17 protein-coding genes are annotated in these 21,014 nt (G+C 72.6%); 6 read left to right on the top strand and 11 right to left on the bottom strand.

Going from position 1 to position 21,014, the window contains the following annotated elements; translation table 11 throughout:
• Positions 1-3: 3 nt before the first annotated feature.
• On the bottom strand, positions 4-1,782 hold the full coding sequence (locus JOD65_RS10920; protein ID WP_224748071.1) for a proline--tRNA ligase: 1,779 nt from the start codon (positions 1,780-1,782) through the stop codon (positions 4-6).
• Positions 1,783-1,906: 124 nt separating this feature from the next.
• On the opposite strand from JOD65_RS10920, the gene JOD65_RS10915 reads away from it, so the two are divergent.
• Positions 1,907-2,911 carry a hypothetical protein gene (locus JOD65_RS10915; RefSeq protein WP_191196778.1) on the top strand — a complete coding sequence of 335 codons (1,005 nt, stop codon included), beginning with the start codon at positions 1,907-1,909 and terminating at the stop codon, positions 2,909-2,911.
• 168 nt (positions 2,912-3,079) lie between these two features.
• Here JOD65_RS10915 and JOD65_RS24000 read toward each other — a convergent pair whose 3' ends face one another.
• Positions 3,080-5,665 carry a CHAT domain-containing protein gene (locus tag JOD65_RS24000; protein ID WP_191196777.1) on the bottom strand — a complete coding sequence of 862 codons (2,586 nt, stop codon included), beginning with the start codon at positions 5,663-5,665 and terminating at the stop codon, positions 3,080-3,082.
• 79 nt (positions 5,666-5,744) lie between these two features.
• Here JOD65_RS24000 and JOD65_RS10905 point away from each other — a divergent pair, with 79 nt between their 5' ends.
• Positions 5,745-7,028, top strand: coding sequence for a S8 family peptidase (locus JOD65_RS10905; RefSeq protein ID WP_191196776.1), 1,284 nt, complete (start codon positions 5,745-5,747; stop codon positions 7,026-7,028).
• 36 nt (positions 7,029-7,064) lie between these two features.
• Here the strand turns inward: JOD65_RS10905 and JOD65_RS10900 are convergent, their stop codons facing one another.
• The 6 genes from JOD65_RS10900 to dxr all read right to left on the bottom strand — a co-directional run bounded on the left by JOD65_RS10900 (position 7,065) and on the right by dxr (position 12,881).
• The gene (locus JOD65_RS10900) at positions 7,065-7,523 is read right to left on the bottom strand and encodes a hypothetical protein (RefSeq protein WP_191196775.1); all 459 of its coding nucleotides are present in this window, start codon (positions 7,521-7,523) and stop codon (positions 7,065-7,067) included.
• On the bottom strand, positions 7,520-8,113 hold the full coding sequence (locus JOD65_RS10895; RefSeq protein ID WP_204811110.1) for an RNA polymerase sigma factor: 594 nt from the start codon (positions 8,111-8,113) through the stop codon (positions 7,520-7,522). Before JOD65_RS10895 ends, JOD65_RS10900 begins: the two co-directional genes overlap by 4 nt.
• A gap of 89 nt (positions 8,114-8,202) precedes the next feature.
• A complete protein-coding gene (locus JOD65_RS10890; RefSeq protein ID WP_191196773.1) occupies positions 8,203-9,054 on the bottom strand; it encodes a GNAT family N-acetyltransferase in 852 nt (283 codons plus the stop codon).
• A gap of 49 nt (positions 9,055-9,103) precedes the next feature.
• A complete protein-coding gene (ispG, locus tag JOD65_RS10885; RefSeq protein ID WP_191196772.1) occupies positions 9,104-10,255 on the bottom strand; it encodes a flavodoxin-dependent (E)-4-hydroxy-3-methylbut-2-enyl-diphosphate synthase in 1,152 nt (383 codons plus the stop codon).
• Between the two features lie 163 nt (positions 10,256-10,418).
• A complete protein-coding gene (locus JOD65_RS10880) occupies positions 10,419-11,765 on the bottom strand; it encodes a M50 family metallopeptidase (RefSeq protein WP_191196771.1) in 1,347 nt (448 codons plus the stop codon).
• A gap of 30 nt (positions 11,766-11,795) precedes the next feature.
• On the bottom strand, positions 11,796-12,881 hold the full coding sequence (gene dxr, locus JOD65_RS10875; protein ID WP_191196770.1) for a 1-deoxy-D-xylulose-5-phosphate reductoisomerase: 1,086 nt from the start codon (positions 12,879-12,881) through the stop codon (positions 11,796-11,798).
• A gap of 26 nt (positions 12,882-12,907) precedes the next feature.
• Between dxr and JOD65_RS10870 the strand changes: the two genes are divergently transcribed.
• Positions 12,908-13,972, top strand: coding sequence for a tetratricopeptide repeat protein (locus tag JOD65_RS10870; RefSeq protein ID WP_191196769.1), 1,065 nt, complete (start codon positions 12,908-12,910; stop codon positions 13,970-13,972).
• Between the two features lie 21 nt (positions 13,973-13,993).
• Entirely contained in the window at positions 13,994-15,238 is a 1,245-nt protein-coding gene (locus JOD65_RS10865; protein WP_204811108.1) for an AAA family ATPase, read from the top strand.
• A 4-nt stretch (positions 15,239-15,242) separates the two neighbouring features.
• Here JOD65_RS10865 and JOD65_RS10860 read toward each other — a convergent pair whose 3' ends face one another.
• Together JOD65_RS10860 and JOD65_RS10855 are read right to left on the bottom strand one after the other, a co-directional pair.
• Entirely contained in the window at positions 15,243-15,851 is a 609-nt protein-coding gene (locus JOD65_RS10860; RefSeq protein ID WP_191196768.1) for a hypothetical protein, read from the bottom strand.
• Positions 15,852-15,853: 2 nt separating this feature from the next.
• Positions 15,854-17,299: a M1 family metallopeptidase gene (locus JOD65_RS10855; RefSeq protein ID WP_191196767.1), complete on the bottom strand. Its 1,446-nt coding sequence runs from the start codon at positions 17,297-17,299 to the stop codon at positions 15,854-15,856.
• A 197-nt stretch (positions 17,300-17,496) separates the two neighbouring features.
• On the opposite strand from JOD65_RS10855, the gene JOD65_RS10850 reads away from it, so the two are divergent.
• A complete protein-coding gene (locus tag JOD65_RS10850) occupies positions 17,497-18,390 on the top strand; it encodes a serine protein kinase RIO (RefSeq protein WP_224748069.1) in 894 nt (297 codons plus the stop codon).
• Positions 18,391-18,634: 244 nt separating this feature from the next.
• Entirely contained in the window at positions 18,635-19,729 is a 1,095-nt protein-coding gene (locus JOD65_RS10845; protein ID WP_191196766.1) for an LOG family protein, read from the top strand.
• Here JOD65_RS10845 and JOD65_RS10840 read toward each other — a convergent pair.
• Positions 19,707-20,924 carry a glycosyltransferase family 4 protein gene (locus JOD65_RS10840; protein WP_191196765.1) on the bottom strand — a complete coding sequence of 406 codons (1,218 nt, stop codon included), beginning with the start codon at positions 20,922-20,924 and terminating at the stop codon, positions 19,707-19,709. The two genes, JOD65_RS10845 and JOD65_RS10840, sit on opposite strands and share 23 nt — an antisense overlap.
• Positions 20,925-21,014 lie beyond the last annotated feature (90 nt).

Raw genomic sequence — 21,014 nt, 5'->3', positions numbered from 1 at the left:
CGCCTAGCTGCGGACGATCTCGGTGATGCGCGCGACCGCGGAGGCGACCGGGACGTCCTCGCGCTCGCCGGTGCGGCGGTCGCGGACCTCGACGTTGCCGTCGGCCAGGCCACGGCCGACGGTGACGATCGTCGGTACGCCGATGAGCTCGGCGTCCTTGAACTTCACGCCGGGGCTGACCTTCCCGGCGCGGTCGTCGAGGAGCACCTCGACGCCGGCGCCCTTCAGGCCCTGGGCGAGCACCTCGGCGGCGGAGAAGATCGCCTCGTCCTTGCCTGCGGCCACCACGTGGACGTCGGCGGGGGCGACGTCGCGCGGCCAGCACAGGCCCAGGTCGTCCAGCGTGCCCTCGGCGATCGCGGCCACGGCGCGGGACGGACCGATGCCGTAGGAGCCCATCGTGACGGTGACGAGCTTGCCGTTCTCGTCGAGCACCTTCAGCCCGAGCGCCTCGGCGTACTTGCGGCCGAGCTGGAAGATGTGGCCCATCTCGATGCCGCGGGCGGACTCGAGCGTGCCTGCGTCACAGTTCGGGCAGGGGTCGCCGTCGCGCACGTCGGCCGCCTCGATCGTGCCGTCGGGCGTGAAGTCGCGGCCGACGACGAGGTCGAGCACGTGGGAGCCCGGCACGTTGGCGCCGGTGACCCAGCGGGTGCCCTCCACGACCCGGGGGTCGACGAGGTAGCGGATGCCCGACTTGGACTCCTCCCCCAGCGCCTCGGGGCCGATGTATCCCTTGACCAGGGCGGGGTGCTTGGCCATCTCGGCCTCGTCCATCGCCTCGACCTCGATCGGCTCGAGCTGGCCCTCGAGACGCTTCTGGTCGACGTCGCGGTCACCGGGCACGCCGATCGCGAGCGGCTCGCGGGTGCCGTCGGGGTGCTTGAGGACGACCAGGACGTTCTTGAGGGTGTCACCGGCGGCCCAGGGTCGGTCGTCGCGCGGGTAGGCGTCGTTGAGGTGGGCGACGAGGGTGCCGATGGTCGGGGTGTCGGGGGTGTCCTCGGCGTGCGCGGCGGGCGCGTCGTCGTACGGCAGTGCGGGCGGCGCGGGCACGGCGACGGCCTCGACGTTGGCGGCGTAGTCGCAGAGGGTGCAGCGGACGTAGGTGTCCTCACCGACGGAGGCCTTGGCGAGGAACTCCTCGCTGGCCGAGCCGCCCATCGCGCCGGAGGTCGCCTTGACGATGACGTACTCGAAGCCGAGCCGGTCGAAGATCCGGATGTAGGCGTCGCGGTGCTTCTGGTAGGACTCCTCGAGCCCGGCGTCGTCGATGTCGAAGGAGTAGGAGTCCTTCATGATGAACTCGCGGCCGCGCAGCAGCCCGGCACGGGGACGCGCCTCGTCGCGGTACTTCGTCTGGATCTGGTAGATCGAGAGCGGCAGGTCCTTGTAGGACGAGTAGAGGTCCTTCACCAGGAGGGTGAACATCTCCTCGTGCGTGGGTCCGAGCAGGTAGTCGGCGCCCTTGCGGTCCTGCAGCCGGAAGATGTTGGGGCCGTAGTCCGCCCAGCGCCCGCTCGCCTCGTAGGGCTCCTTGGGCAGCAGCGCCGGGAACGACAGCTCCTGGGCGCCGATCTCGTCCATCTCGTCGCGGATGACGTCCTCGATCCTGCGGAGGACGCGGAGCCCCAGCGGCAGCCACGTGTAGATGCCGGGTGCGGCACGGCGGATGTAGCCGGCGCGGACGAGCAGCCTGTGGCTCGGCACCTCGGCGTCGTTGGGGTCGTCGCGCAGGGTGCGCACGAACAGGGTCGACATGCGGAGGATGCGGCCAGTCATGGGCGCAACGATAGGGGTGCGCCTGTTGCGGCCGCGAACCAGATTGCCGGGTGGGCGGAGGCAACCCCGACGGCCCCGTCGGCGTCTCCCGGGTGACACCATGTCCTTTTCGGGGGTAACCACCATGCCGCGCTCCACCACCGTCCTCGCGGCCGCCATGCGGCCCGTGCTCGCCACCGCCGTCGCCGCGGTCGCCGTCAGCGCCGCTGTCGGCCTGCCCGCCGCTCGGGCGGCAGCGCCCACCGTCGACCTGCAGCCGCAGGCGCTGGCCCGCGGCGCTGACATCGCCGTCCCCCACATCGAGGACGGCCTCTTCGTCGACGGGGAGCGCCGCATCGAGCTGCCGGGCAACGACGGGGACGTCCTCGGCGCGTCGGGGGCCGCCTGGATCGCCGCGACCTGGACGAACAACCGGGTCGGCGAGCAGCGACGGGCCCGGATCGTGCGGGTCGAGCCCGACGGGTCCGTGCGCACGATCTTCGTCGGTTTCGAGTCCCGCTGGGCGCTGCTCAGCGAGGACGGCTCGCGGCTGGTGACGATGGCGGAGTCCGGCTTCCGCAGGGCGGCGGTGACGGTGCGGTCGGCGAGCGACGGCTCCGAGGTCCGCAGCCGGGTCTTCGACGGCTGGCCCCAGGCCGTCACGGCCGACGACCGCAAGGTTGTGGTGCAGACGCTGCGACGCACCGTGCTCTGGCGCGTCGGGCCGGACCGCGTGGGGACTGTGACGCGCGATGCCGCCGGCGCCGTCAGCATCGAGCACGACCTGCTCGCCACCTCCACGACCGACCCCTACATCGGCGGGTGCACGCGTCTCGTGCGGTTGAGCGACCCGGGCACGACGGTGTGGCGGTCCTGCAAGGAGCGCGTCGCCGCCATCTCGCCGGACGGCACGCAGCTGCTGACCTTCCACATCCTCACCGATGGCGTGGGCCCGGGCAGGATCACGCTGCGCACCCTCCGCGGGACGCGGCTCGCCACCTGGACGACGGGGTGGATCAGCGGCTGGCAGTGGGAGTCCCCCGGCACGGTGCTGCTCGAGGTGAACGGCACGCGGAAGTCGGCGACCGTACGCTGCACGCTCGCGGAGTGCGAGAACGCGACCGACCCGGTCAAGGTCACGCCTCCCTGATTGGGCTCAGGGCACTGGTTGCGTTCGCCGCGGTCCGTCCGTGGGTGGCGGCAGATCGCAACAGAGAGACCCCTCCACGTGCGATGTGCCGCCACCCCGGGTGGCGGCAGATCGCACCCAACAGACCCCTCGACGTGCGATGTGCCGCCACCCCGCGGCAGCAGCCCCTCAGATCCCGAGCACGGTGAACGACGCGGCGGTCGCGGCCAGCACGGAGTCACCCGCCGCGGCCTCGCGAGCCGCGAGCATCGCGTCGCCGAGCCCGCCTCCCTGCCGGAGCCGGGCGTGGAGGGCGACCATCACGTCGACGGTCGCGGCGTCGTCGACCTCGGCGAGGCTCGAGACCACCCCGGCGGTGCCCATGGACAGTAGCGCGGCCGCCAGGCCGAGGAGCTCCTGGTCGCCGACCGGCTGCATGACGCCCGACTCGCAGGCCGACAGCACGACCCGGTGGGGCGGGCGCCCCAAGCCCTGGAGGTCGTGCACGAGCAGGGGCCCGTCGGCGAGGGTGAGCGAGGAGAAGAGCGGGCTGTCCTCGCGGAAGTGACCGTGGGCGGCGACGTGCGCCAGCGCGACCCCGTCCAGCGCCGCGAGCGCGGCCGACACGGTCGCCGCCTCGCCGTCGAGCACCTCTGCCCGCGGGTCCTCGGCCGCCACCGCCGGGACCTCTGCGCCACCGCTGCCGAGCCCCGGCCCGACGAGCATCACCCGACGGTCGTCCGCCGGCGCGGACGTCCGGGCCCGTAGCCACAACCGCGCCGACGGCGTGCCGGTCACGGGTCCGTGCGCCAGGGACGGGAGCAGGCCCCAGGGGACGCCTTGCAGCGCTGCGGGTGCGCAGACCACGACACGCTGCTCCCCCAGGCCGTCCAGCGCGGCCCCGAGCAGCGCGCGCTCGAGCCGGCCGCCGGCCACCTCGAGCTGGGCCCGGCGCCCGCGAGCGGCCTGGCGCAGGGTGAACAACGAGAAATCCACGGCAGCGGCAGCGGCAGCGGCATCGCCGACCACCCGGTGGCGTACGCGCCCGCGACCCGCCACGAGCGCGTGCAGGACGCCGTCGAGCTCGGTCAGCTCGACGAGGACCGTGTCGTCCTCGGTGAGCGCCGCGAGCAGGGGCTCGACGTCGAGGGTCGCGGCCGCCTCGCCCGAACCCCGCTCCTGCAGCAACCGGCGGCGCACCGTCTGCTCGAGCCGCGTCGCCCGCGCCTCCAGCGCGTCGGTGGGTGCGCCCTCCGAGCGGGCCTCGTCCAGCCGTCGGCGCTGGGCCCGGAGCGCTGTGAGGTCGGCAGCGGTCTCCTCATCGTGGCCCGCGCTCCTGGCCGGCGTCGAGAGGGCGGTCGCCCGCCACCGCTCGGACCACCGCAGCAGCTGCCTGGCGTCGCCGCTGGCCATCGCGGTGCGTGTGCCCAGCTCGGCGAGCGCCGCGCCGTGCCCGGCCGACCCGGCCCGTAGCTCCTGGCTCCCGAGGGTCGCACGGTGCTCGTCGAGCGCGCGCAGACCGAGCTCGCACGCACGCAGCACGCCGCCGGAGTCCCCGAGCAGGTCGCGGGCTCGTGCCTGGGCGAACCAGCCGAGCGCTCGGACGGCGCCGGTGGGGGCCTGCCGGAAGGACGCCGCCTCGGCGAGCCAGTCGGACGCGAGCCCGGCCGCACGAGCCGACCGGACGCGGCTCGCCAGCCCGGCACCCAGCAGGAGCGCGTGCGGCAGCTGGGGGGCACGAGCGTCCCGCAGGCCGGCCACGACGCGCTCCGCCCGGCGCAGGAGCGGGCCGGGCTGCTGGCCCGCCCGGTCTCGGGCGGTGATCGACAGCAGCTCCGCCTCCAGCCGGTGAACGGGCCTCGCCTGGGCGCGCAGCATCGCCGCGCCCTCGTCGGCGGCGGACATCGCCCGCCGCGAGTCACCGGCCGCGAGGGCGGCCTCCGCGACCCCGATCAGCAGGTCGGCACGTTCGCGACCCTGCAGGGGGCGAGCGACGAGGGCCGCCTCGACGATGGCGACGGCGTCCTCGGCGAGACCCCCGGCCAGGTAGGCGGACGCCTGGTCGAAGACGAGGTCCACGTTGGTGACGCCCAGCCCCTCGAAGCGAGCCGCCGCGTCGGCGAATCGCTCCATCGCCTCCGGCAGGTCACCGCGCACGAAGGCGAGCCAGCCGCGGTTGTGGACGCTGACCGCGACGGCCTCCCCGTCGCCGACCTCGGCGGCCAGCACGCCGTACTCCGCGAAGGCCCGCTCCGCCGACTCGATGTCGCCCTGGTTGACGTCGACGAGGCCCTGCAGGTTGAGTGCTCGCGCCTCCCAGACGTGGTCCCCACTGCCGGCGAACAGCTCACGTGCCCGCCGCAGGTCTGACGCGCTGTCCTCGAAGCGCGCGAGCAGATGGCCCAGCACGAGGGCCCTACGCACCAGCATGCGCCCGAGCGGGACGCCGTGCAGCGCGGCCTCGGCCTCGCCGAGCAGGCGGAGCCCCTCGGTGGTCCGGCCGCCGAGGCAGAGGGACGCGCCGAGCGTGGCCAGCACGTCGCCGGCGCGGGCGGTGTCGCCCGATCGCCTGGCCAGGCGCAGGGCCGTCCGCAGCTCGTGGAGTGCGACATCGGCGTGGCCGAGGTCGCGGAGCACGATGCCGATGATCTGGTGGCCTATCGACGAGACCGCCGGGTCGTCGTCGGTGACGAGGACGGCCTCGGCCGTGGCCCGAGCGGCTCCGGGATCGGCGAACAGGGTGCGGAGCAGCTCCTCCGCCTCGTCCCGATCCACGGGTCCATCCTCGCGGATCCGCGCGGAAATCTCTCGAGAACCCCTCGGCCCGGGACCCCGACGACGCTAGCGTCGGACCATGTCAGGTGACTGGAAGATCGGCGACGACCGACGACGACGTACCACCGACCAGATCCGCGCCTTCCAGAAGGCCAACGACGGTGAGGTCGCGTGGGACACGCTGGCCCCCGCCGACTTCACGTACGTCTTCCATCCCGACCGGGTCCTGGTGGGCGTCGAGGACGTCGAGGCGTTCGAGCGCCTCGTGGCCCAGGTGGGCGATCGGATCCTGACCGGCGAGCTGCGTCGCGACGACGTCAATCTGCTCGACGGCGAGGTCGTCCGCTACGTCCTGCCCGAGCGTCGTGACGGACAGTCGGTGCCCGAGGTGCTCGACCTCCTCGAGGACAACGGCCTGCCGCGCGGTGCCGCGTCACCCGACCACTGGGTGCACGTCTCCCCCGGCGGCGGCGGAGGCAGCATGTGCCCGGCGATCGAAGCCCAGGAGACCGGCCTCACCGAGCCGTGGCCGCCGGTCGCGCCGCTGGAGAAGGGCCGCGAGGTCAGCGTCGTCGTGGTCGACACCGGCTGGCACCCGCCGGCCGCGACCGACCCCCGCACCCCGTGGCTCAAGGGCGTGAAGGGCGACGACGAGCTCAACGGCCCCGACCTGCGTCCGTACGCCGGCCACGGCACGTTCATCGCCGGGGTCGTGCGGTGCGTCGCCCCGGAGACGAATGTCTACGTGGAGGGTTTCGCGATCGGTGGTGTCGGTGGCGGCGGGATCCTGGAGTCCGACCTCGTCGTGCAGCTCGAGGAGGCGCTCCGGCACGACCCGCAGGTCATCAACCTCTCGGCCGGCTGCCGCACCCGGCGCGACCGGCCCTCGATCGCGATGCGGAAGTTCCACCACAAGCACCTCAAGGAGCGCGACTGCGTGCTCGTCGCCGCTGCCGGCAACGACTCCTGGGCGGCCCCCTTCTGGCCCGCCGCCTTCGACTGGTGCGTCGGCGTCGGCTCCCTCGACCGGGACGGGCGCGTCTCCAGCTTCTCCAACTTCGGCGTGTCCGCCGACGTCTACGCGCTGGGCCGCAACGTGGTCAACGCCTTCCCCGACGGGACCTTCGAGTGCCACGAGACACCGAACAAGGGTGACGTCCGGGTCTTCACCACGGGGATGGCGCGGTGGAGCGGCACCTCGTTCTCCGCTCCGGTCGTGGCCGGCCTCATCGCCCGGGAGATCAGCGAGACGGGCGTGTCGGCACGTGACGCGCGCGACGCCGTGCTCGCCAGGTCGGTGTACGACTCCGACCCGACGATCGGCCCCCACCAGGAGCTGCGCCAGCCCTACCCCGGCCCCTGAGGGGAAGGGCAGGGCCGGCGTCAGGATCGAACGAGGTCAGAGCTCGATCCAGCGACTGGTCGCCGACCGGCCGCTGTCGCGCACCGTGAAGCGCACGGATCCGGTCGGCTCGGCGCCGAGGGTGAAGAAACCCACCTCGTCGAGCGCGGTGGTCCAGCTCTGCCCGTCGGTCGTATCGACCACGATCTCGACGGCCCCCATGTCACCGTCGAAGTCGAGCAGCTGTCCACGGACCTGGCCGTCGTCGAGCTCGGCGTCGAGCGACCAGCCCTCTGCGGCGGTGAAGTAGAGGATGCGCGAAGTGGCGAGTCCCCTCACCTGGGCAGCGGGCTCGTCGCGCGAGTCGCGGACGAGGGTGAGCATCTCCCATTCCGCGTCGAGGTCGGCGGCAGCGACGGCAGCGATCATCGTCGCGACGAGGCCGGGCGGCGGCGGGTCATAGGTCATCCACATGTCACGCAGTTCCTCGAGGAGAGCGGCGTCCCCATCAGTCATCGCTCGCCTCCTTTCATCAGAGCGGTCCGGACCTTCGCCAGACACCGCGCCCGCGTGGGCCCGATGCTCCCGACCGGCATGTCGAGGTCCTGGCTGATCGACTGGTAGTCGGGGCGGTCCATGAAGGCCACGACTCTCAGCAGCTTGCGGCAGCGCTCGTCGACGGTCGCCACGGCCCCCCACAACCGTGACGCCTCGTCGTCGAGCATCGCGAGCGCCTCGGCCGACTCCGCGTCCGGGAGTGCGGCGTGCAGCGTCTCGTCCTGCACCGGGGTCGCACGTCGCGCGGCCCTGGTATGTGCGGCTGCGCCGCGCCTGGCTGAGGTGATCAACCAGGACGCGACCGCCTGCGGGTCCTCGATGGTCCGGTGGAGGCGTACGAAACCGAGCCAGGTCGCCTGGATCACGTCCTCGGCGGTCTGGCGGTCGTGCCCGTATGCCCGCACCACGTGCCACAGGATCGGCGTCATCGTGGCAACCAGCTCGTCCATCGCTGCGGCGTCCCCCGAACGCCAGGCGATGAACGCCCCACTGGCCATGTCCCACGGTGACTGGTCGGACTGCCCCTCAGTCCTTCGGTCCTCTGACATGGTGACCATTGTCCCCATGTCAGCACAGGTGCGCGTACACCCCTGCGTGATACACCCGGACAAGAACTTTTTTCTGCACCTCGACCGGCCTAGAACATCAGCGTCGCGAAGGTCGCCGTCTGCTCGAAGCCGACCCGCGCGTAGGCCGCCCGCGCGGCGGTGTTCCACTCATTGACGTAGAGCGAGACCACCGGTGCCACGCCGGAGGAGACGACATGGGAGACCACGGCCGCCATGCCGCTCGTCGAGAGCCCCTCGCCCCGACGGTCGGGGCGGACCCACACGCCCTGCACCTGGGCGGCGTACGGCGTCACGCAGGCGATCTCCGCCTTGAAGACCACGCCCTGGTCGTCGAAGCTCGCCATCGACCAACCGCGGCCGATCAGCTGCTGGATGCGCGCGCGGTAGAGGTCTCCCCCACCCGCGTCGTTCTCCGGCGAGACGCCGACCTCCTCGGTGTACATCGCCACGCACGCGGGGTAGAGCCGGTCGAGGTCCTGCGGGGTGGTGACCCGCACACCGGGGTCGGCGGCAATGGTCGGAACCCGACCCATCTCGAGGTGCGGCTGGTCGGGACGGATCTCCCGCGGCGTCGCCCAGCGCGGCTCGATCTGCTCCCACAGCGCCGCCACGACGGCGGCGGGGCCGACGATGGTGCCGACGGTGTTGCGCCGGCGGAGCGCCACGTCGGCGAAGGCGCCCACGTCGTCGCGCGTGCACTGCACCGGGACGAGGTTGGCCCCGAGGTGGCAGCCCGCGACGAGCCGGTCCCCCTCGAAGCGGCCCCACACCTGTCCGCCGAGCCACCGTTCGTCGAGGTTGGTGAGCCGGGCGCGGTAGTCGGCGAAGACGTTGACGACGGGGTCCTGCTCCGCGAGCGCGATAAAGGCGTCCCGGTCGCCCGGGCCCAGCACGCGCACCTGCTCGCGGGTCCTCAGCACGCTTGGAGCCTAATGGGACCGAGCGGCTCGCTGTCGCGCCCCGCGACGGTCAGGAGACGCTGACGGTGGCCTCCGCGCCGTCGACCGGTTCCATGCCCTCGGCGATGCGCATGGCCTCCTCGATGAGGGTCTCCACGATCTGCGACTCGGGGACGGTCTTGACGACCTCGCCCTTGACGAAGATCTGGCCCTTACCGTTGCCCGAGGCGACACCGAGGTCGGCCTCGCGCGCCTCGCCGGGACCGTTGACGACGCAGCCCATGACGGCGACGCGCAGCGGCACCTCCAAGCCGTCGAGGCCGGCGGTGACCTCCTCGGCGAGCTTGTAGACGTCGACCTGGGCGCGGCCGCAGGACGGGCAGGAGACGATCTCGAGGCGGCGCGGCTTGAGGTTGAGCGACTCCAGGATCTGGAGGCCCACCTTGACCTCCTCGACCGGCGGCGCGGACAGCGAGACGCGGATCGTGTCGCCGATGCCCTTGCTGAGCAGGTGGCCGAAGGCGACCGAGGACTTGATGGTGCCCTGGAACGCGGGGCCGGCCTCGGTGACACCGAGGTGCAGCGGCCAGTCGCCGGCCGCGGCCAGCAGCTCGTAGGCCCGGACCATCACGACCGGGTCGTTGTGCTTGACCGAGATCTTGAAGTCGTGGAAGTCGTGCTCCTCGAAGAGGCTGGCCTCCCACACCGCGGACTCGACGAGCGCCTCGGGGGTGGCCTTGCCGTACTTGTCGAGGATCCGCTTGTCGAGCGAACCGGCGTTGACGCCGATGCGGATCGAGGTGCCGCGGTCCTTGGCGGCCCGCGCGATCTCCTTGACCTGGTCGTCGAACTTGCGGATGTTGCCCGGGTTGACCCGCACCGCCGCGCAGCCGGCGTCGATGGCGGCGAAGACGTACTTGGGCTGGAAGTGGATGTCGGCGATGACCGGGATCTGCGAGTGCTGGGCGATCTCCGGCAACGCGTCGGCGTCGTCCTGGCTCGGGCACGCGACGCGCACGATGTCGCAGCCCGTCGCGGTGAGCTCGGCGATCTGCTGGAGGGTGGCGTTGACGTCGGAGGTCAGCGTCGTGGTCATCGACTGGACCGAGATCGGCGAGTCGCTGCCGACACCCACCGAGCCCACCTTGATCTGGCGGGTCTTGCGGCGGGGGGCCAGGACGGGGGGCGGGAGCGCAGGCATGCCCAAGCCGACGGAAGTCATGGCCTCATCGTACGGGCCGGGCAGCACGGCACCGCTGCTCGGGCACGCCTCCCGCGCACGCCCGGGCAGCGGCACGTCTCGCAGGATTCCACAGCGATCGCGACCGCTCAGACGGTTGCGTGAACTTTTGCCTGCGGCCCCACCCGCTCGGGTGCGGGCCGGGTCAGCTCAGGCGCAGCGGTACGACGATGTCGGCGACGATCAGGACCACGCCCATGACCAGCATCGCGAGCCCCACGACGTAGGCCACCGGCAGCAGCTTGGCGACGTCGACGTGACCAGGATCGGGGCGGCCGAGGAGCCGGGCGATGCCCCGCTTGAGGCCTTCGTAGAGCGCCCCCGCGATGTGGCCACCGTCGAGGGGCAGCAGCGGCACGAAGTTGAACATGCCGATGAAGAAGTTGAAGCTGGCGATGAGGAACAGCAGCGTGACGACCTTCTCGGTGAGCGGGAAGGCCTCGCTGGCCGCCGCCTCGCCGGCGAAGCGGCCGCCACCCACGATCGACACCGGGCTCTCGGGGTCGCGCTCCTGCAGGCCGACGATGGCGCGCCCGACCTCGTAGACCTTGACCGGCAGCTGGCCGAGAGCCTTGACCGTCTCGACGGTCATCGTCTCCATCTGGATCGCGGTGTAGACGACGCCGCCGGTCTCGAGCCGGGTCTCGGGCTGCACGCCGAGGAAGCCCACCTCGGTGAGGGTCTGGTCCTCCATCGAGGTCTGGCGCAGCGTGACGGTGGTGTTGGTGGTCAGCGTGAGCTGCTCGTCGCCGCGTCGTACCTCGATGACGGCGTCGCCGTCGGCGTTCGCGCGGATCTGCGACTGGAGGCTGTCCCAGTCGCTGAAGGGCGTGCCGTTGAAGCTGAGGATCTCGTCGCCGGCCCGGAGCCCGGCCTCCTTCGCGGGCGTGGGCGGGTCGTCGGCGGCGCAGGCGCGGCCCTGCTCCTCGACGGGCACCACGCACGCGGGCACGGCGGCCACGACCGGCTCGACGACCTCGTCGCGCGGGTTGCCGTAGGTCGCGAAGAGCAGGACGAACAGGCCGAACGCGATGGCGATGTTGACCATCGGCCCGCCCGCCATCACGATCACCTTCTTCCACCACGGGAGGCGGTAGAAGAGCCGGTCGGTCTCGTGCTGCTTGACGTACTCCCACTCCGCTGCTCGCGCGTCGGAGATCAGCTGGGTGAAGAGGCCCGTGTTGGAGCGGCGGACCTTGTGGACCGCCTCGCCGTCCTCGTCGTACGTCGTCTCCTCGACGAGGTCCTCGGCGCCGGGGGGCAGCATCCCGACGATCTTGACGTAGCCGCCGAGCGGGATCGCCTTGACGCCGTACTCGGTGTCACCGATCTGCTTGCTCCACACCGTGGGGCCGAAGCCGATGAACCACTGGGGCACCTTGCAGCCGAACTTCTTCGCGGGCACGAGGTGCCCGAACTCGTGCAGCCCGATCGAGACGAGGATCGCCAGGACGAAGGCGACGACACCCAGGGTGTAGAGCAGGGCGGACATGTGCGTGGAGGGTCCTTCTGGGGAGGGGCGTCAGATGAGGGCTGCGGCCTCGGCTCGCGCCCAGGAGTCCGCGGCGAGGACGTCGTCGACGGTGAGGTGCGCCTTCGATGGTACGTCGTGACGGTCCAGGACGTGTGCCACCGTGGAAACGATGTCGGGGAAGCGCAGCCGGCCGTCGTGGAAGGCGTCGACGGCGACCTCGTTGGCGGCGTTGTAGACGGCGGGCGCGGTGCCGCCGCGCTCCCCCGCGGTCCGGGCGAGGGTGACGGCGGGGAAGACCACGTCGTCGAGGGGCTCGAAGCGCCAGTCCGCCGCCCGGGTCCAGTCGATCGGCGTCTCGGCGTCGGGGACCCGGTCGGGCCAGCCCATCCCGAGGGAGATCGGGACCAGCATGGTGGGCAGGCCGAGCTGGGCCACCACCGCGCCGTCGACGAACTCGACCATCGAGTGGATGAGCTGCTGCGGGTGGACGACGACGTCGATGCGGTCGAAGGGGATGTCGAAGAGCAGGTGCGCCTCGATGACCTCGAGGCCCTTGTTGACCAGCGTCGCGGAGTTGGTGGTGATCACCCGGCCCATCGCGAAGTTGGGGTGCGCCAGCGCCTGCTCCGGGGTGACGTCGGCGAGCTCCTCGCCCGTGCGACCGCGGAACGGGCCACCGGAGGCGGTGAGGACGAGGCGTCGTACCTCCTCGGCGGAGCCGGCACGGAGGCTCTGGGCGATGGCGCTGTGCTCGGAGTCGACCGGCACGATCTGGCCCGGGCGGGCGCGCTCCTTCACCAGCGGGCCGCCGATGATGAGCGACTCCTTGTTGGCGAGGGCCAGCGTGGTGCCGGCGTCGAGGGCGGCGAGGGTGGGGCGGAGGCCGACGGCTCCGGTGATGCCGTTGAGCACGACGTCGCAGGGTCGTCCGGCGGCCTCGGTGGACGCCTCCTCCCCCAGCCCGGAGTACGCCGGCGCGAACTCCGCGACCTGGGCCTCGAACAGCTCGGGGTTGGACCCGCCGGCCGTCAGGCCGACCACGCGGAACCGGTCGGGGTGGGCGCGGACGAGGTCGAGCGCCTGGGTGCCGATGGACCCGGTCGAGCCGAGGATCACGATGTCGCGGGCAGTCACCCCTGCAGTTTGTCAGGATGGGCCCCGTGGACAGCGGAGGGGCGGACTGGCGGGCGCTCGCGCACGCCGAGCAGTTGCTCGACCTGCGCCGCGACGTCGAGGCGGAGCAGCGCTTCCGCGACGTGCTGACCGGTGACCCCGGGTCGGGCCGCGCCCTGCTGGGGCTGGCCCGCGCCCTCAACCGCCAGGACCGCCACGCCGAGGCTGAGCAGGTCGTGCGCAGCGCGCTCGCCCTCGACCCGGAGGACGCCGGCGCCCACCACGTGCTGGTCGACGTGCTGTGCGACCGCAAGGACGGGACGGGCGCCGTCACGGCTGCGGAGTCCGGCCTCCGGCTGGCGCCGCACGACTTCACCTCGCACTACCAGTACGCCCGCGCGCTGCTGAGCCTGCGCCGCCCGCGCACCCGCGACGCCTACGAGGCGGCACGGCGCGCGGTGGAGGCGGCGCCGCACAGCCCCGACGCCCACAACCTCGTCGGTCTCTGCCTCGACGCCCTCGGCAACCACGAGGGCGCGCAGGCGGCGTTCCGCAACGCGATGGCGCTCGACCCGCAGCACACGCTCGCCCAGAACAACCTCGCGGCGTCGGAGATGGACCGCGGGCGGCTCGGCAGGGCGGCCGGGCTGCTCCGCGGCGCGGTCGGCAGCGACCCCCAGCAGAAGCAGGTCCGCGACAACCTCGACACGGTGCTCCTGCTGCTCGGCCGGCGGGTGATGTGGTCGCTGTTCGCCGCGGCCGTGGTGCTCGGCATCCTGCTCGTGACCGGCGCCCCGTGGTGGTCGCGGGCGCTCGCGGGAGCGGCGTACGTCGCCGTGGTGGTCGTCCTCGTGCGGGGCGTGGTCCGCGACCTGCCGCGCGGCGTCGGGAGCTGGGGTCGCGGGCTGTTCCGGCGCGCGCAGTGGCAGGGCAAGTACCTCCTCGCCCTGCTCGCGCTGCTGTCGGTCGCCGTGGTCGTGATGGCGTTCGCGCCGTACGCCGTCGCGGCTGGCGCCGGGATCGTCCTGGCCGGCGTCCTCCGCACGGTCGGCGTCATCTGCGTGGTCGGCTGGTTGGTCATGGCGCTCGTCAACCTCGTGCGCGGCCGCTGACGGCTCTCCTAGGGTGGGGCCGTGGACGAGCGCCTGATCGAGAGCCTGGCCGCCGCCGTGCGGGCCGCCCCCGACGACCTGCCGCTGCGGCTGCACCTGGCCGGCCTGCTCGTCGAGGCCGACCGTGGCGCCGAGGCGGTCGAGCACGTCGCGACGGCGCTCGCCAAGGACCCGACCTCGGCGCAGGCACGCGAACTGATGGCGCGGGCGATGGGCACCGCGCCGGGCGAGGCTGGCGCCGAGGCGGCTCCCGCGGCGGGTCCTGCCGCCCCGTCGGACGACGCGCCTCCGGCGAAGCCGGCGACGTTCGACTGGCGCGCCGCCGAGTCCGACCTCGGCGAGACGGTGGGCCCGATGTTCGTCGACGGCTCCACCGAGGACCCCGGCCCGTCGGCGTACGACGTCGAGAGTGCCGGGGTGCGGCTCGCCGACGTCGGAGGGCTGACGGAGGTCAAGAAGCGCCTGGAGGCGAGCTTCCTCGCGCCGCTGCGCAACCCCGAGCTGCGAGCCCTCTACGGCAAGTCGCTGCGCGGCGGGCTGCTGCTCTACGGGCCGCCCGGCTGCGGCAAGACGTTCCTCGCCAAGGCCGTCGCAGGCGAGCTGGGGGCGTCGTTCCTGCACGTGTCGCTCGCCGACGTGCTCGACATGTACATCGGCCAGAGCGAGCGCAACGTCAAGGAGCTGTTCGAGGTCGCCCGTTCGTCGGCGCCGTGCGTGCTGTTCCTCGACGAGCTCGACGCCATCGGCGGCAAGCGCTCCCTCAACCGCAGCTCCGGGGCGCGGACGACGGTCAACCAGCTGCTCACCGAGCTCGACGGCGTCGGGTCGGACAACGAGGGCGTCTTCGTGCTCGCCGCGACCAACCACCCGTGGGACGTCGACCCCGCGCTGCGCCGCCCCGGCCGGTTGGACCGCACCCTGCTCGTGCTGCCTCCGGACCGCGAGGCGCGCGAGGCGATCCTGCGCACCCACCTGCGCGACCGGCCCGTCGAGCGCATCGACACCCGGCGCCTCGCCAAGGCGACCGAGGGCTTCAGCGGCGCCGACCTCGCCCACCTGTGCGAGTCGGCCTCGGAGAACGCCCTGATGGAGTCGGTCGGCTCCGGGCAGGTGCGGATGATCGGGATGTCCGACTTCGACCAGGCGCTGTCCGAGATCCGCCCCTCGATCGGCCCCTGGGTGGAGACCGCGCGCAACGTCGCGCTCTACGCCAACGCGTCCGGGGAGTACGACGAGCTCGCCAAGTGGCTGCGCAAGCGACGCTGAGCCGCTAGTCCTGCGGCGCGTCGAACGACCAGAAGCTCAGACCGCCGACCTCGACGAGCGTGGCCCCGGCGGGCACCGGCAGCTTCTGGTCGTCCGACGCGCCGAGGGCGTCGAGGACCGTGAGCGTGTCGGCGCCGTGCCGGGCGAGGACCGCGTCGCCGGGTACGTCGGCGCACCCGGCCGGGTCGGTACGACCGGCGCGCATCGCGACGTCCCACGCGAGGTCCTCGCCGTCGACCGACACGACGACGCCGTCGGTGGTGCCGCGGACCACGACCTTCCCAGTGGCGCCCGGCGAGTCGTCGTACTGCACGACGGCGCCCACCCGGGCGGCCGCGAGCACGGTCACGACACCGGTGCCCTGCGGCACGGCCCCGAGCGCGACCTGGTCACCGACGTCGACGCCGAAGGCGCGCAGCACCCCGGCGCACGCGGCCACCTCGGTGAGCAGCCACGCGAAGGTGTGCCTCGTGCCGTCGAGGTCGGCCGCGACGTCGTCGGCACGGCCGCGGACGACGTGGATGTCGAGCGCGTTGTAGCAGGCGTTGAGGATGCCGGGGTGGCCGTCGACCGGCGCCCGGAACCACGCCACGCCCGTGGTCTGGCTGGTCATCGTCAGCCGAGCCCGTTGGTGGCGGTGGCGGCCGGCTTCGCGAGCGTACGGAGCCAGGTGCCGAAGAACGAGCCGAGGTCCTGCCCGCTCACCCGGGCGGCCACCTCCTCGAACTCCGCGGTGGAGCCGTTGCCCCCACGCTGCTCGCGGATCCAGGTGCGTACGACCCGCCAGAAGGCCTCGTCCCCGACCCGGTTGCGCAGGGCCTGGAGCGCCATCGCGCCGCGACCGTAGACCGCGCCGTCGAACACCTTGGCAGCGCCCGGGTCGTCGACGGCGACCTTCCAGAACGCGGAGCTCGCGTCGACGTTGGCGTAGTAGCTGCGGAGGACGGCGTCGGCGGAGCGGCCACCGTGCTTCTCGGCCCAGCGCCACTCCATGAAGGTGGCGAAGCCCTCGTTGAGCCAGATGTCGGACCACTGCTCCACCGCGATGTCGTCGCCGAACCACTGGTGGGCGAGCTCGTGGACGACGAGGCTCGTGTCGCTGCCGCCGACCGCCGGGTAGGTCGGCCGGGTCTGGTTCTCCAGCGCGAAGCCCGGGGCGAGGCCCGTCGTGAGGCCGCCGACGACCGAGAACGGGTAGTCGCCGAGGTCCTTCTCGAGGCCGGCGACGACCGCCGGGGTCTTCTTCATCAGCCGCATGCTGGCCGCCTGGTCGCGCTCGGCCAGGTCCTCCGAGACCGCGACGAGCCACGGCACGCCGCGGTGCTTGCCCTTCTCGATCGCGAAGTCGCCCGCGGCGAAGAACGCGAGGTAGGGCACCATCGGCTCGTCGGCACGCCAGTGCCACTGGGTCGAGTGCTTGCCGACGCGGCGGCCCTTGAGCTCGCCGTTCGAGATCACTTCGCGACCGTTGGGCACCCGGATCCGGACGTCGACCTTCGCCTTGTCGAGCGGGTGGTCGTTGGCCGGGAACCACCACGGCGCCATGTGCGGCTCGTTCATCGTGACGACCTCGCGCCTGTTGGCCAGCCAGTTGAACTCGCCCGCGTAGGAGTGGTCCGCCGGGTAGTCGGCGTAGGTAACCGCGACGGCGTGGTCGGTGCCGGCGGCCAAGGGCGCAGCGGGGGTGATCCGCAGCTCGTGGTCACCGTCGGACTTGGTGAAGTCGGCGCGCGCGCCGTCGACGGTCACCTTCGACACGTCGAGCAGGAAGTCGAGGGAGAAGCTGCGGAGGTCGCTGGTCGCCGTCAGCTCGACCCGGGTGCGCCCCGAGAGACCCTTGCTGGCGAACGCGTAGCGGTTGCGGATCTCGTAGGACGTCACGTCGATGCCGCCGTTGCCGTCGAGCGGCCAGTAGGGGTCGCCGATGCCGGACGCCCCGTCGACGGGCGCCGCGGAGGCCCCCGCGGTCGCCGTGGCACCACCCCCGACGGCCAGGCCGGCGGCCAACGCCGTCGCGAGGGCAGCGGACAGGGCGGGGCGGTGCATCGGTCGCGTGGTCACCGTCCGAACCTAGCGCCCTTAATTGCGTTGCGGTGCCGCGCAGGGCCAGCGACGATAGGGCGACGCGCCGCGAATGTGTGCGCGCCCACCACGTGCCGATCGCACGCCGGTGCCGTGAGACGAGAGGAGCCGTGACATGTCCATCGCTGTCCTCGGCCTGCCCGCCGACCACCTCTCGCACCCACGGAGCACCTACCTTGACTCACCGCATCCCGGAGGACTTCCTCCGGCCTGACGACCGTTCGCCCCTCGAGGGCATCGACGAGTCGTTCGTCTTCACCTACGACACCTACGCCGACGAGCTCGGCAGGGGTCAACGCTGGTCCCGCTGGCAGGACCTCGAAGCCCTCATGAAGGGCCCCGAGCCGCGCCCCGACTGGGTCGTGACCTCCAGCGGCGCCATCGACACCGAGCTCGGCGTCCTCAAGACCGGCAAGGAGGCCGACGTCTTCCTGCTCGAGCGCGAGGACCCGCACCGTCCGGACGAGGCGGTCGTGATGGCCGCCAAGCGCTACCGCGACACCGACCACCGGACCTTCCACCGTGCCGCGTCCTACACCGAGGGCCGCTCGATGAAGCGGTCCCGCGACAACCGCGCCCTCAAGCGCAAGTCCACGTGGGGCAAGCAGGTCGCGGCCGGCGAGTGGGCCGTCTCGGAGTGGAACGCACTCTGCCGCTGCTGGGACCTCGGCCTGCCCGTCCCCTACCCGGTGCAGATCGACGAGACCGAGATCCTGATGGAGTGGATCACCGTGACCGTCGACGGCGAGACCGAGACCGCCCCGCGGGTCGCGCAGGTGCGGCCGGATCGGTCGGTGGTCGAGGGCTACTACGACCAGCTGCGCGACGCGCTGACCACGCTCGTCCAGGCGGGGCTGGTCCACGGCGACCTGTCGCCCTACAACACCCTGGCTGCGGGCGACCGGCTCGTGATCATCGACCTGCCGCAGATGGTGGACCTCGTCGGCAACCCGCGCGGCATGGACTTCCTGATGCGCGACTGCGCCAACATGTGCGCCTGGTTCCGCTCCCGCGGGCTCGAGGTCGACGACCAGGAGCTGTTCGGCGAGCTCATGGCGCACGCCTTCTGAGCCGGGCAGCGGCGACGGAGGCACGAGATCGCCGGGTGGGCCCGGCAAGATCGAGTGGTCCCGCGGCTGAGGAACGAAGCCGCCTCAGGACCGTACCGAGATCTGAGCCTCCCCGGCGTCGGCGTCGCCGGGGTTGTCAGGCTCTTCCTCAACTTGTCGACCCGTGCACGGCCTGACAAGTTCAGCGATCCCCGGTCAGCCGGGGATCGCTGAAGTACGGCCACCCGCCGCCTAGGTTGGCCCCGTGAAGCACTCCCACGGACGTGTCATCGACGTCACGACCCTCCCCGACCTCGACCGCAGGCTCGCCGCCGGCGCCCGCTCGCTCGCCGGGTGGCGCGTCGTCGGGCTGGACCTCACCGAGCGGGGGGAAGCGCTGCTCGAGAGGTCGCTCGGCGGGGCGCTGTTCCTGGGCTGCGACTTCACCGACGGCGACGACGACGTCGTACGTCGTGCCGGTGCGATCGTGCTGCCCGAGATCCCCGGCATCCCTGTCGACACCTACCGGGCCACGCTCTACTCCCCCGTCGACCTCTACGACGCCGCGCGCTACCACGACACCCTCGACGCGCGCACCTACGCCTGGTCGCGCGACGCCACCAGTCCCGAGGACACCCTGGCGATGGCGCTGCACGACCACCACGTCGACACGGCTCTCGCAGCGTGGGTGGCCGGACGTGACCTGGTCGGCGTCATGGGCGGTCACGCGCTCGAGCGGGGCAGCCCGGCGTACGCCGCCGCGGCCCGCCTCGGGCACGCGCTCGGCGACCACCTCACGGTAGCCACGGGCGGCGGTCCGGGAGCCATGGAGGCGGCGAACCTCGGCGCGTTCCTGCCCGACGGCCTCGACGACGCGCTGGGACAGCTCGCGACAGTGCCGTCGTTCCGGCCGGACGTGGGTGCGTGGGCGCGGGTGGCCCTCGACGTCGTGGGCGCGACGTCGGACGGCCGGGAGTCGCTCGGCATCCCGACGTGGCACTACGGCCACGAGCCGCCCAACGTCTTCGCCACCGCGATCGCGAAGTTCTTCGCCAACGCGCCGCGCGAGGCGCTGCTGCTCGAGGTGTGCACCGGGGGGATCGTCTTCCTGCCGGGCGCCGGGGGCACCGTGCAGGAGATCTTCCAGGACGCCTGCGAGAACTACTACGCAGGCCAGAGCGCCGTCGCGCCGATGGTGCTGCTCGGCCGGCGCTACTGGACCGAGGAGCTGCCGGTGTGGCCGCTGCTCCAGGCGCTGGCCTCGGGTCGGGCGATGGAGCCGCACGTGCACCTCGTCGACACCGTCGAGGAGGCCGTGCACGTCGTGCGGGACACGCTCAGCCGGCGCGGCGACGGGTGACGGCGGCCCTGCTGACCTCACGGTAGTGGTCCACCAGCAGCTCGTTGACCGCCTGCCACGTCCGGCCCTGCACGCTCTGGCGGGCGGCGAGCGCCATCCGGCGCCGGAGCACGGGGTGGGCCACCAGGCGCTCGACGTGGGACAACAGATCCGCCGCGTCACCGGGCTCGTAGAGGTGACCGGCGATGCCGTCGGGCACGACGTCGATCGGCCCGCCCGACCGCGGTGCGACCACGGGCACCCCGCTGGCCAGCGCCTCCTGGGCCGACTGGCAGTAGGTCTCGTGGCGCCCGGTGTGCACGAAGACGTCGAGCGTGGCGTGGGCGCGCGCGAGCTCCTCGCCGTGGAGGACGCCGAGGAAGGCCGCGTCCGGTAGCAGCGCCTTGAGCCTGGCCTCCTCGGGTCCGCCGCCGACGAGCACGAGGCGCACGCCCGGGAGCCGGTCGACGTGGGCCAGCAGCTCCAGCTCCTTCTCCGCGGCCAGCCGGCCGACGTACCCCACCAGGAGGCTGCCGTCGGGGGCGAGCTCGGAATGGAGGGCCTCGTCGCGGCGCGCCGGTGCGAACAGCTCCTGGTCCACGCCCCGCGGCCAGCGGGCGACCGCGTGCACGCCGAGCCCTTCGAGCTGCGCGATGCTCGCGGTGGACGGCGCCAGCGTGCGATCGACCCCCAGGTGGATCCGGCGGGTCAGCGCCCCCATCGCCCGCGCGCCACCGGGGACGCCGTACTGCTCCGCGAAGCCGACCAGGTCGGTCTGGTAGATCGCGACCGTGGGGATGCCGAGCGATCGCGCCGCCCGCGCCGCCTGCAGGCCGAGCGCAGCGGGTGACGCGATGTGCACGACGTCGGGCCGGAACCGCTCCATGGTGGCACGCAGCCGGCGCCGGGTCTCCAGTCCGATGCGGAAGTCGGCGTAGAACGGCAGGCTCGCGCCGCGCGCGATGGTCACCGGGAACCCGGCGTACGTCGCGGGGCCGGTCGGCGCGACCAGCTCGGCCTCGTGCCCCTCGGCCGCCAGGTGCTCCAGCACCCGGCGCACGGAGTTGGTGACGCCGTTGACCTGGGGCAGGAACGACTCGGTGACGACGAGCACGCGGAGCCGCCCGGCACGGGCAGGCGCCGGCCGCTCGGGCGCGAGGGGGACGACGGTGGCCGGGACGGTGCGGCTGCGACGCCGCCTCTCGTGCAGGTCCATGCCACGGACGCTAGGAAGGTCGTCGCAACGCACGACCCGCCGCGGACGGACGACACGTGAACGGACCGCGACGTCTCGGCGGCGGCGTTC

It is taken from the genome of Nocardioides cavernae (assembly GCF_016907475.1).
In the GTDB taxonomy this organism is placed as follows: domain Bacteria; phylum Actinomycetota; class Actinomycetes; order Propionibacteriales; family Nocardioidaceae; genus Nocardioides; species Nocardioides cavernae.
Note: the sequence above shows the minus strand (reverse complement) of the source record. Positions and strands in the feature narration are given on the sequence as shown.

Coding starts and splice junctions, on each gene's coding strand:
- JOD65_RS10895 (WP_204811110.1), bottom strand. CDS start 8,113: ATGTCAGAGGACCGAAGGACTGAGGGGCAGTCCGACCAGTCACCGTGG.
- JOD65_RS10920 (WP_224748071.1), bottom strand. CDS start 1,782: ATGACTGGCCGCATCCTCCGCATGTCGACCCTGTTCGTGCGCACCCTG.
- JOD65_RS10840 (WP_191196765.1), bottom strand. CDS start 20,924: ATGGACCTGCACGAGAGGCGGCGTCGCAGCCGCACCGTCCCGGCCACC.
- JOD65_RS10915 (WP_191196778.1), top strand. CDS start 1,907: ATGCCGCGCTCCACCACCGTCCTCGCGGCCGCCATGCGGCCCGTGCTC.
- JOD65_RS10900 (WP_191196775.1), bottom strand. CDS start 7,523: ATGACTGATGGGGACGCCGCTCTCCTCGAGGAACTGCGTGACATGTGG.
- JOD65_RS10905 (WP_191196776.1), top strand. CDS start 5,745: ATGTCAGGTGACTGGAAGATCGGCGACGACCGACGACGACGTACCACC.
- ispG (WP_191196772.1), bottom strand. CDS start 10,255: ATGACTTCCGTCGGCTTGGGCATGCCTGCGCTCCCGCCCCCCGTCCTG.
- JOD65_RS10880 (WP_191196771.1), bottom strand. CDS start 11,765: ATGTCCGCCCTGCTCTACACCCTGGGTGTCGTCGCCTTCGTCCTGGCG.
- JOD65_RS10860 (WP_191196768.1), bottom strand. CDS start 15,851: ATGACCAGCCAGACCACGGGCGTGGCGTGGTTCCGGGCGCCGGTCGAC.